General features: G+C 56.6%; 11 protein-coding genes. 3 read left to right on the top strand and 8 right to left on the bottom strand.

Features of this window, described 5'->3' with window-relative positions; genetic code table 11:
• Window positions 1-56: 56 nt before the first annotated feature.
• Window positions 57-359: a contact-dependent growth inhibition system immunity protein gene (locus tag QCD69_RS05735; RefSeq protein WP_301251320.1), complete on the top strand. Its 303-nt coding sequence runs from the start codon at window positions 57-59 to the stop codon at window positions 357-359.
• Window positions 360-686: 327 nt separating this feature from the next.
• Here QCD69_RS05735 and QCD69_RS05730 read toward each other — a convergent pair whose 3' ends face one another.
• From QCD69_RS05730 to QCD69_RS05715, 4 genes are all read right to left on the bottom strand, one after another.
• Entirely contained in the window at window positions 687-890 is a 204-nt protein-coding gene (locus QCD69_RS05730) for a hypothetical protein (RefSeq protein WP_301251319.1), read from the bottom strand.
• Window positions 891-1,316: 426 nt separating this feature from the next.
• Complete coding sequence (locus tag QCD69_RS05725; protein ID WP_301251318.1) at window positions 1,317-1,865, bottom strand: GNAT family N-acetyltransferase; 549 nt, start codon at window positions 1,863-1,865, stop codon at window positions 1,317-1,319.
• 348 nt (window positions 1,866-2,213) lie between these two features.
• On the bottom strand, window positions 2,214-3,392 hold the full coding sequence (locus QCD69_RS05720; protein ID WP_441004976.1) for an alpha/beta hydrolase-fold protein: 1,179 nt from the start codon (window positions 3,390-3,392) through the stop codon (window positions 2,214-2,216).
• A gap of 251 nt (window positions 3,393-3,643) precedes the next feature.
• Complete coding sequence (locus tag QCD69_RS05715) at window positions 3,644-4,369, bottom strand: SDR family oxidoreductase (protein ID WP_301251317.1); 726 nt, start codon at window positions 4,367-4,369, stop codon at window positions 3,644-3,646.
• Between the two features lie 141 nt (window positions 4,370-4,510).
• Here QCD69_RS05715 and QCD69_RS05710 point away from each other — a divergent pair, with 141 nt between their 5' ends.
• Window positions 4,511-5,410 carry a LysR family transcriptional regulator gene (locus QCD69_RS05710; RefSeq protein ID WP_301251316.1) on the top strand — a complete coding sequence of 300 codons (900 nt, stop codon included), beginning with the start codon at window positions 4,511-4,513 and terminating at the stop codon, window positions 5,408-5,410.
• Window positions 5,411-5,518: 108 nt separating this feature from the next.
• Here QCD69_RS05710 and QCD69_RS05705 read toward each other — a convergent pair whose 3' ends face one another.
• Genes QCD69_RS05705 through paoA form a run of 4 tightly spaced genes read right to left on the bottom strand, consistent with a single transcriptional unit; the run spans window position 5,519 to window position 10,338 of the window.
• Window positions 5,519-6,466 (bottom strand): XdhC family protein, encoded by a 948-nt coding sequence (locus QCD69_RS05705; protein ID WP_301251315.1) that lies wholly within the window; start codon window positions 6,464-6,466, stop codon window positions 5,519-5,521.
• A 9-nt stretch (window positions 6,467-6,475) separates the two neighbouring features.
• Complete coding sequence (paoC, locus tag QCD69_RS05700; RefSeq protein ID WP_301251314.1) at window positions 6,476-8,674, bottom strand: aldehyde oxidoreductase molybdenum-binding subunit PaoC; 2,199 nt, start codon at window positions 8,672-8,674, stop codon at window positions 6,476-6,478.
• 3 nt (window positions 8,675-8,677) lie between these two features.
• Entirely contained in the window at window positions 8,678-9,628 is a 951-nt protein-coding gene (locus QCD69_RS05695) for an FAD binding domain-containing protein (RefSeq protein WP_301251313.1), read from the bottom strand.
• Window positions 9,625-10,338, bottom strand: coding sequence for an aldehyde dehydrogenase iron-sulfur subunit PaoA (gene paoA, locus QCD69_RS05690; RefSeq protein WP_301251312.1), 714 nt, complete (start codon window positions 10,336-10,338; stop codon window positions 9,625-9,627). The genes QCD69_RS05695 and paoA overlap by 4 nt, the downstream gene beginning before the upstream one ends.
• Before the next feature lie 358 nt (window positions 10,339-10,696).
• On the opposite strand from paoA, the gene QCD69_RS05685 reads away from it, so the two are divergent.
• Window positions 10,697-10,988: flagellin N-terminal helical domain-containing protein (locus QCD69_RS05685; RefSeq protein WP_441004975.1), on the top strand; the 292-nt coding region annotated here is incomplete at its 3' end.

Genomic DNA, 10,988 nt, shown 5'->3' with positions numbered 1-10,988 from the left:
GGCAGCGTGCTTTTTCGCATGTTTATTACTTCATATCCTTCTTTTTGAGGCTGGCAATGGCTAAAAATTATAAAAATGTCGGGACGCTTGTACGGGTGTTTTTTGGTCAGGATTACGATCTGTTTGGCGAAACGATAGAAGAAATACTGGACAGCTACTTAGAAACCGAAAACCCCAAAACAGCTTTGAAAGTTTACCAGGAAACTGATGATTTACTGTCGTTAAACGATGGTGCGCTTACAGAGGCATTTGGCGCTATCAGTCAGGGAGAGTTCTGCCCCGAACCTTGGGGGGAAACGATACGATCTTTCTTAGAGAAAGTTAAAAGCCATTTTGATAATAAACGACAACTTTTTTGACTGGCGTCTTACGCGTAATTGATGATTGAACTTAACGGCTATACTGTATCGCCCACATTACTTCCTCGCTCGTACAAATATTACTTTCTTTAAATCGTCAGCAGGAAGTTTATTTCTTACTTACCCATACTTAAGCTGAACAAATGACCGGCGCTCCAGTGAACATACCGTTATCTGCTTACAGGCGGCTTTAGCAGGGGAGGTGCTGTCTGATACCGGCATTACGTGGAGGGTTAGGGTGATGAGCAGTACGAAGCCAGTCAGGATGGTTAGCTCCCGGCCATGCAAAAAACCGCCTTGGTGGGCGGTCGGTTAAATCATTGCTTATTAAGCTGGCCGGACCCTGGCCTTTGTAGGATATCCGTCACGCCCATTATCATGAGTATGGTCGGGATCAGGCTCAATTATAACGATATAATCTGCATCCTTACCATCGCGAACTAAAGTTACTAACTCTCCGGCGCGAGGTTTAGTGTCAAAATCATGCTCCTCTTCAATGCCTGTATCCTCAAAAATCACAGTAATTTTCATTTCCCGTCCTCTTTCTGATAAACCGCGTGGTAACTCTGGGGTGTTTTACTGACCCTTCCTTATAGAATTTTAGCCTATCCTGAAAAGCTCCCCTGAGCTCAGCGGATTGCAGGTAAAGACCGCGCCCTCTGGATCTTCGTTGAGATGAGGCTTTTCCGGGCTGCAGCAAGATGCCCCGGGCCGTAGAAGCGCTATGGGAAATTTTCGTAGAGGGTCAAATTTGGCCAGCAAAGCTGTCTCGTCACTCAGGGAAGAACCATCGGCAGAAAACAAAAAGGACAGATCCCTGCAACACGCGGTTGAGGAACATGCTGCCCGATTGTATCTCGCTGTACAGCCGATATCCGCTTCTGGCGTTTAGCAGCCCGGCAGGGATAAGAAGGCGCTCTTCGTCCTGGAGCGGAAAGCGGGTATCCATAAAAAATATCAGTTAACCTGACGGGCATTCCACTCGTCGCGGGTAATTTCCCAGAGTTCGGAATCAAGCAGGCCGCTGACATATTCTTGCTTCCCCGTCCTGATAAGCCGCATACCGCTACTGGCTGAAATAAGCTGTGATCGGCTATTGAGTGCAGCCTTCGGAGCTCGCAGTAGCGGCTTATTTAATGTATTAAACCAATAATCTGTAACCACAGTACTGGCCTCACGCATATAGCCCTGCCTCTGATACTCCGGCGCCAGCCAAAATCCACGATTATTATCCTCAACGTCATAAAGACAAATTAAACCCATAAGGTCATCAGGTGCCTCACGACGTCTGATAGTCCAGAACCAGGCGATTCCTTTTGCCATATCGGGCAATGCAACGTTATTAACGTAATTCTCAGCGCCGTTATCAGGATAAGGCCATGGTACTGAGGCGACCATATAGCGGACAATCTCCCAATGCGGGTAGAGCTTTTGAATCTGAAGCGCATCTTCTGTAACCAGCGGTTTAAGCCACAGACGTTCCGTTATGAGCGTAGGTATCTGCATCAGTCAATTTCCTTTTGTGTATTTCGACGTTTTCGAACAGTGACGTCAGCGGCTGCGGGTTCTTATCATTAAGAATGGCTCCCGGTCACACCAGAAGTCCGGTTTACAAACTGAAGGTTCGTCACATGCCGGGTCTTCTACTGTCGCTAACGCTACGACGCTACCCACGTCAGTACAGCTGGGTGAACTTATTCTTAATGTCTTCCATCTGCGGTCATTCCTGTCCGAAAACGAAAATAAATTCTCAGCGCAGTGCTGCATCCCGACATGATGAAGGTGCCGTTAGCCGACAGACCAGGCGCAAAATCATTCCAACGCCCCCTCCAGTCCTGAAGGAGGCGCAAAACATTATTTAAACAGTTTCTGCACGAACTCGGCATAGGCCGGACGCCAGACATCCATCTCATGGTTTAAGCCAGGATACATTTTATAGTCGAACCTGATGTGCTTTTTCTCCAGCTCGTTTTTCAGCCCGGCAATATCCTGGCCGGTAACGGAATCTTTTTCGCCCACCACCACGGTGAAGTTATGCAGCTGCCTGTTAATCTCCTCGGGCCTGTCGAGCTGACGAGCAATGCCTGTATCCGGCACCGTTGCGCTGGTTACGCCGCTCAGCGTCGCCAGCCAGCCAAAGCTGTCCAGATGGTTCATGCCGGAAAAGAGAGCCTGAAAACCGCCTTGCGATAAGCCGGCCAGCGCGCGGCCGTTCGCATCCCGGCGCACGTTAAATCGGGCGTCGACCAGCGGAATAATATCGTGCATGAGTTCGCGGTCTGCGGCTTTGGCATTAAGAAGGTAAAAGGTTTTGCGGCGATCTTTCGGCGGGAAATTTTCCGGGATTGCCTGAGCGATATCCGTTTCTGTATCCGGGACAACGACCAGCATCGGTTTGATTTTGCCTTCGGCCAGCAGGTTATCCATGATTTGCGGCAGGCGTCCCTGGTCAATAGCGGAAAGTCCGGTATCGCCAAAGCCATGATAGAAATAGAGCACCGGCAGCGGTTCGCTTTTGCCGCTATAGCCCGGCGGCGTCCAGACAAACATCCTGCGCTCTGAATGCAGCTCTTTTGAGTGGTAAGTCATCGTCAACAGATCGCCATGCGGCACGGCGCGATCGTCCAGAATACTGCCCGGCACCAGGATCAGGCTGGTATTGACCTGGCGCTGCGGCTTCTGAAAACGGCTGCCGGTATCGACAGAACGAAAGCCGTCTACATCAAAGTAGTATTCGTACAAATCCGGGGCCAGCGAGCCGCTTTTCCACGACCACACGCCGCTTTTATCCTTGCTCATATCGTGAGAGACAAAGCTATCCGGGGAGGAGCCGGTAATGACTGATACCCGCTTTGCATCCGGCGCGAAAAGACGGAAGGTCACGCTTTTATCTGCGTTTACCTGCGTCACGTAACGGCTAACCGGCACCGATAAATCAGGCGTGGCCGGAAAAGGCGCGGCGGCGGCAGGCATAGCCGCACAGCCCAGCAGGGCGGTGGCGGCCAGGGTCAGGCAGGCGATGTTGTTTTTCATTTTAAGTCCCTTATTTTTTTATACACAACCTTTGAACGGGTACGACTGGCAGGTCAATCAGAGCGCCTGCTGTAAACGAGGCGGTTGGCCTGGTCGTTATCCAGCGTATCAACAGCACGCTTTTTGTCCAGGGCCTGCGTGATAACGGCCTTTGCTGTTATTGGGAAAAGGGGTGCTGATACTGTCAGGCGGGGCACGATCGCAGAGGCGAGGGCATCACCTCTGCTCAGATAATTACACGCTTTAAAGCATTACCACGGCGCGCGATTTTGATCGAAATAGAAGCCAGCGGTGGTCTCTCCAGGCGCCTGGTCCGCCAGCCAGACAATGCCGGCGGCAGCCTCGGTAACCGTTCTGGGGCCGGAATGGCCGTTGAAATCCGTGGCGGTATAGCCCGGATCGACTGCGTTCACGCTGATACCGTAAGCGGTAAGCTCTTTAGCGAAGGCGACCGTTATCGCATTAACGGCCGTTTTTGAACTGGTGTAGCCCATTGCCTGTACGTGGGAATAAGGATGACTGGGATCGGCGACCCATGTCAGCGAGCCCAGCCCGCTCCCGATCATAATAACCCTGGCCTCCTGCGCGGCTTTAAGCAGCGGAATAAAAGCCTGCGTGACCCTGATAATGCCAAAAACATTGGTGTCGTAGACCGCCATAACATCGCTGATGCTTTGCGCGCTCGGGGCTACCGGCTGCGCGCCCGAAATGCCGGCATTGTTGATAAGAATATCCAGCTTCCCGTCTTCCTTTAGCACCTGCTGAACAGCTTCCTCAATACTTTCTGTTTTGGTGACGTCAATAATAACCAAATGGGCGTTGATGCCCCATCCGGTAAGTTTGTCTACGGCAGCTTGCCCACGCTCTTTGTCGCGGCTGCCCAGCCAAATTTTGTAACCCAGCAGGCCCAGCTGTCTGGCCGTTTCGAATCCGATGCTTTTGTTCGCGCCGGTAATAAGAACACTTTTGTTTTTCATATGCGGGCTCCAGTCAGGTTTGATTTTTTCCGTAACGGAAAGCAGTGCGTTGTCTGATTTATAACCTGTGCGGCGCTGTTTGATAATCGGGTGCAATACGAATAAGGTGATCGCAATAGCGAACAATCACGGGAAAGGGCAATGGATGATTTAGCGGTTTTCCTCGCGGTTTTTAAAGATAAGGGCTTTCGGGTAGCGGCAAAAAAGCTGGGCCTGTCGCCTTCCACGGTCAGTGAAAGGATCACGGCGCTGGAGGTGAGGCTTGGCGTGCCGCTTTTTATTCGCACCACGCGTAGCGTTATGCCAACCGAAGCAGGCCGGACGCTGGCTGAACGAATGACGCCGCTGCTTGATGAAATGCGATCGGTACTGAATGACGTTGCCAGCTCTCAGCAAGAGGTGCGCGGCACGCTTAAATTGAACGTTACCGGCGCGGTCATGGTTGATATCTTACCGCCCTTGCTGGACCGTTTTCTTAGTCGTCATCCGGGCTTACACGTAGAAATCATGGTGGATGACCGTCTTATTGAAGCAACGGCCGAAGGCTGCGATGCCGGTATCCGTTACGGCGAGCATCTGGCAAAAGATATTATCGCTGTCCCCATAGGGCCGCGAACGCAGCGGCTGGCGCTGGCTGCCGCACCTTGCTGGCTCAGTTCTCACCGTGCTCTTTTGCATCCGAAAGAGTTGGTGGCACATGACTGCATTCGCCTGAAATATTCAAGCGGCGCCCTGATCCCGTGGGAATTTGAACGCGATGGCGAAACCGTCAGCGTCAATCCCGCCGGGCGTTTGACTATCGGCGTTAACGGCGCTGCCGCGGCTATCGATCTGGCACGCAGCGGCAAAGGCGTAATCGCTACTTTTGAAAACTGGCTGCAACCCCATTTCGCTACGGGCGAGCTGCTGCCGGTGCTCCCGGCATGGTGGACCGCGTTTGAAGGCCCCTGGCTTTACTTCCCCAGCCGCTTTATGTCCGCGCCGCTACGCGCGTTTGTGGACTTTCTCGCCGGGGAACGCGAGGGGCTTCAGGATCGGTGAAACAACTGTATCGGCACTTTAAGGCAGCCGGGCAGGATTACCCTGGCAACAACTTTAAGGCAGCCGAACAGGGCTGCCCTGTCGGTACCTTAAAGCCGCCCAATCCGGCTAGCCATCCTCCGCCAGGCTAAGGCGGGCCGCCGCGACATCAGCCAGAACGGAAAGCGCCAGCGAGCTGGCATCGCGCGCTTTGGGGAACAGCCCAATGGGCGCTTTGATGCGGGCGATATCCGTATCGCGCCAGCCCAGCTCGCTGAGTTTTTGCACGCGTCTGGCATGGGTGCGCTGGCTGCCCAGCGCGCCAATGTAAAACGGTCTGGCCGTCAGGGCGGCCTGTAATACCGGCAGCTCGCGGTTCAGATCGTGCCAGAGCAGCAGCACGGCGGTATGCGCATCTATCTGTGCAGCAGCCTGCGGATCGAGCGCTTCGCAGAGGTGCACATCATAGCCCGCCGCCTGGGCAAGGCTGGCCGTGATCTGCGCCTCTATCGAACGGCCAAACACAATGGTCCGCGTACAGGGGCGATAGCCGGTGGCGAAAAAATCGTTGTGCCAGCCCGTCCGGATAAGCGAGGCGTCGCTCTGTAACCGCTGGCTTTGCGGAAAGTAGCGCAGCCCCGCAGGCTGACGCTGCGCCAGCAGGTTCAGCACGTCCAGCAGGGGCCGCGCGCCGCGCAGTTTATGGATGCTGAGCGTAATGCCGCCGCCGCAGGGAAGCACAATATCGAACCAGGGCGAGCCTTCGCCATACATCACCTGACGGTCGCGGCCGCAGGCGATAACCGCCATCGCTTCGTGAGCGACAGCGGCCTCCACGCAGCCGCCGGAGACAAAACCGCAGTACAAACCGTCTTCGCGCACCACCATCTGCGCGCCCAGCGCACGCGCCGCGCCGCCGCGGATCGCCACCAGCGTGACCAGCGCCGCCGCGACGCCCGCTTTTAACGCTTCTACCGCGAAGCGCAGGATAGCGGCGCTGTCGTCGGTCAGCAGCGCCTGCTGCGGCACCGGGTTCGCTGGCGCAGCCTGGTCGCTAAGGAAAGCCTGTTGCAGCATAGCGCCTCCTTAAACGACATCCGGCAGCGAAGCGATCAGCTTATCGAGCGTAACGGGATAATCCCGCACCCGCACGCCGGTCGCGTTATACACCGCGTTGACGATAGCCGCGCTGACGCCGCACAGGCCCAGCTCGCCCACGCCTTTCGCCTTCATCGGTGAGGAAACGGGGTCGGTGTCATCCAGGAAAATGACTTCCTGTTCCGGCACGTCGGCGTGAACCGGCACTTCGTAGCCCGCCAGATCGTGATTGACGAAATAGCCCAGCCGCTTATCAACCGCCAGCTCTTCCATCAGCGCGCCGCCCAGGCCCATCGTCATCGCGCCAATTACCTGGCTACGGGCGGTTTTAGGGTTAAGGATACGGCCCGCAGCGCACACGGCCAGCATTCGACGCACCCGGACTTCACCGGTCGCCCTGTCCACGCCCACTTCGACAAAGTGGCCGGCGAAGGTGGATTGCTGATACTGCTTTTCCAGATCGCCAAACTCGATGCTGTCTTCCGCCGTTAGCGTACCGTCCGCTGCCGCATCGGCAAGACGAGCGCTGCGCTCTCCGTCGCGTACCTGTTCATCGGCAAAGGTCGCTGTGTTCGGATCGAAGCCAAGCTTGTTGGCTATCGCCTCGCGCAGCTTGACGCAGGCGGCATAAACGCCCGCAGTAGAACTGTTCGCGCCCCACTGGCCGCCGGAACCGGCGGAAACCGGGAAGCTGGAGTCGCCCAGCCGCACCACCACTTTTTCCAGCGGCACGCCCGCCATCTCGGCCGCCGTCTGGGCAATAATGGTATAGCTGCCGGTGCCGATATCGGTCATATCCGTTTCCACGGTAACGATGCCGTTGGCATCCAGATGTACTCGCGCGCCGGACGTCATCACCATGTTATTACGAAAGCCTGCCGCCATGCCCATGCCGACCAGCCAGCGACCTTCTTTTACCTGTGCGGGCGTAGCGTTGCGGCGATCCCAGCCGAAGCGCTCCGCGCCGGTGCGCAAGCATTCAACCAGCTGACGACGCGAGAAAGGGCGGTCAGGATTGGCAGGATCGACCTGGGTATCGTTAAGGATGCGGAAGGCCACCGGATCGATACCCGCTTTCTCCGCCATCTCATCAATGGCGATCTCCAGCGCCATCAGACCTGGCGCTTCGCCCGGCGCGCGCATGGCGTTGCCTTCGGGCAGATCGAGCTTCGCCAGCCGCAGGCCGGTGAAACGGTTCGCGCCGGCATAAAGCAGTTCGGTCTGCTGCACCGCCGTCTCCGGCGTGCCGCCGGGCAGGTTGCCCGACCAGCTTTCATGGGCGATAGCGGTGATATGACCAGACTGGTCGGTGCCGATACGAATATGCTGGATGGTGGCCGGGCGGTGCGTGGTGTTATTAGGGATAACCGGCCTCGGCAGCATCACCTTTACCGGCCTTTTTGCGGCACGAGCGCCCAGCGCGGCCAGCACCGCATCGCTGCGTAAGAACAGTTTGCCGCCGAAGCCGCCGCCGATATAGGGCGAGATCACGCGCACGTTCTCTTCCGGCAGCTTCAGCGTTTTCGCTAAGTCTGTTCGGCACCAGTTAATCATCTGGTTAGAGGTCCAGACGGTCAGCTTTTCGCCCTCCCAGACCGCCATAGAAGCGTGCGGCTCCATCGCCATATGGCTTTGATCCGGCGTGGTGTAGGAAGCGTCAAGCTTCAGCGCCGCCGAGGAAAAGGCCTGGTTGAAATCACCGACGTGGGTATCCGGCTGGTCTTCCGGCGCTTCGGTGACGCCAGGTTTTTCCGCAGCGAGATCCCAGCTACCTCGTTCACGGCGATACTGCACGTCAACCAGCTGGGCGGCCGCGCGTGCCTGCTCAAAGGTTTCCGCCACTACCAGCGCCACGGCCTGGTGATAGTGCTCAACCTCCGGCCCGCCCAGCAGCGTGGCGGTATTTTTTTCGCCCTTGCCGAGGCTGCCGGCGTTTTTCGCCGTGACCACGGCCAGCACGCCCGGCGCGCTCTGCGCGGCCTGAAGGTCCATTGAGGTGATACGCCCCTTAGCGATGGCGGCACCGACAACATAGCCATAGGCCACGTTGGACGCTTTATCGTGCCATTCATAGGCGTAAGTCGCGGTTCCCGTGGTTTTCATCGGGCCGTCGATACGATCGTGAGGACGCCCTACAACTTTCAGCTGATCGATAGGGTTATCGCCTGCGGGCTTATCGAATTTCATATTTTATGCCCTCGCTTCCGTCAGTACCGAGGCGAGCGTGCGCTTCGCCAGGAGCAGCTTGTATTCATTTTCATGGGTGGGGTGCGCGTCGGCGAACAGCCGATCGTAAACCGCCTGCACGCCATGCGGCAGCTGTGCATCCGCCTCTTCCTGCCGCCAGGGCTTATGCGCCACACCGCCAGCCGCAACGCGCCCCGTGCCATCAGGCTGCACGACAGCAGCAATCGACACCAGCGCAAAAGCGTAAGAAGCGCGATCGCGCACCTTGCGATAGATATGCGTGCCGCCGAGCGGGCGGGGCAGGGTAACGGCGACAATCAGCTCGCCCGGCTTCAGCGCGGTTTCACGGTGAGGCGTGTCGCCCGGCGCCAGATAGAAATCGCTGAGGGGAATACGGCGTTCGCTACCGTCCGGGCTGACCGTTTCCACCACCGCATCCAGCAGCCGCATGGCAACGGCCATATCGCTGGGATGGGTGGCGATACAGGCTTTGCTGGCGCCAATCACCGCGTGTTGACGGCTGAAGCCTTCCAGTGCGGCGCAGCCGCTGCCAGGCAGACGCTTATTGCAGGGCTGGTTGGTGTCGTAAAAATAGGGGCAGCGCGTGCGCTGAAGAAGATTGCCGGCCGTGGTGGCCTGATTACGCAGCTGGCCCGACGCGCCGGCAAGTAGCGCCCTGGAAAGCACGGCGTAATCGCGGCGGACGCGCTCGTCGGCGGCCAAATCGGTATTGCGCACCAGCGCGCCGATACGCAAACCGCCGTCGGTCGTGGGTTCAATTTTATCCAGCGCCAGATGATTGACATCTATCAGATGGGAAGGCGTTTCAATTTCCAGTTTCATCAGGTCGAGCAGGTTGGTGCCGCCCGCAATAAATTTAGCGCCGGGGGTGCGCTGCGCGCTGGCTGCCGCCTCGGCGGGCGTTTTCACACGCTCATAGGTAAAGGCCTTCATGCTTTCTGGCTCCCGGCGACATCTTCGATCGCGGCAAGAATATTGGAGTAAGCGCCGCAGCGGCAGATATTGCCGCTCATTCGCTCCCGCAGCTCATCCGCCGTCGCTTCCGGGGATGACACCAGATCGAGCGTGACGTGGCTGGGAATGCCCGCTTCGATCTCTTTCAGCACCGCCACGGACGAGCAAATCTGGCCTGGCGTGCAGTAGCCGCACTGGTAGCCGTCATGTTTCACAAAGGCGGCCTGCATCGGATGCAGGTTGTCGGGCGTGCCCAGACCTTCGATCGTGGTGACCTCGGCGTCCTGATGCATCACGGCCAACGTCAGGCAGGCGTTCAGCCTGCGGCCATCCACAAGCACGGTACAGGCGCCGCACTGACCGTGATCGCAGCCTTTTTTCGTGCCGGTAAGGTGCAGGTGCTCGCGCAGCGCATCCAGCAGCGTGGTACGAGTGTCAACGTTAAGCTGTTTGCTCTCACCATTCACTTTTAGCGTCAGGGGCAGCATTTCCGGCGCGCGGGCGGTTGGACGTTCGCTGTCGCCCAGCGCCGCGCCGGGCGCAACTGCCGCCGTAGCCGCTGTTGCCGCGCTTACTTTCAGCAGCGTGCGGCGCGTCAGGTGAAAAGGGATATTTTCATATTGGTTACTGGCTTCGCCCGTGGTGCGGCGAAACGGCTGGTTCTTACTGTTATTGCCTTGGTTGCTCATGCCAGGCCTCCGGTATGCAAAGAGAAAGGAACGACAAAGTAGGTAGGGACTATTTCTGTTTTTAGAGCATTAAGCATAGACGCTACTGGCCGGGGGATAGCCTTTGATTCCGCAATGCTGTTGTGAGGGAAATTAATTAATGAAAAAGGATAAAGTTTTAGCGGCGGCGGTCGACTATTTCAGGGCTGGTTCTTTTGTTGGTTCGCACAAGTTAAGACTTATCCTAAACGGCAGTTTTTGCAGATTTTTATGCAAGTCGCTTTAAAGTTTTGCCAGGGCGTGACGATAAAGAATACAGACGGTGACGGGCATCCTGGCGCCGTATCCGAACTCTGGTAAAAATTTTAAGGAAACGACTATGTCCGTTATCAATACTAACATTATGTCCCTGACCACTCAGAACAACCTGAACAAATCACAGGCTTCTCTGAGCACCGCTATCGAGCGTCTTTCTTCTGGTCTGCGTATCAACAGCGCAAAAGACGACGCAGCAGGCGAAGCGATTGCTAACCGCATGAACTCTCAGATCAAAGGTCTGACTCAGGCGGCACGTAACGCCAACGACGGTATCTCTCTGACTCAGACGGCTGAAGGTTCTCTGAACGAGATGAACACCAACTTACAGCGTATCCGTGAACTGACTGTTCAGG

Origin of the sequence: Erwinia sp. PsM31, assembly GCF_030433775.1 — a bacterium.
GTDB classification, from domain to species: Bacteria; Pseudomonadota; Gammaproteobacteria; order Enterobacterales; family Enterobacteriaceae; genus Erwinia; species Erwinia aeris.
The sequence above is the reverse complement of the archived record's forward strand: the minus strand, read 5'-3'. Positions and strand labels throughout refer to the sequence as shown.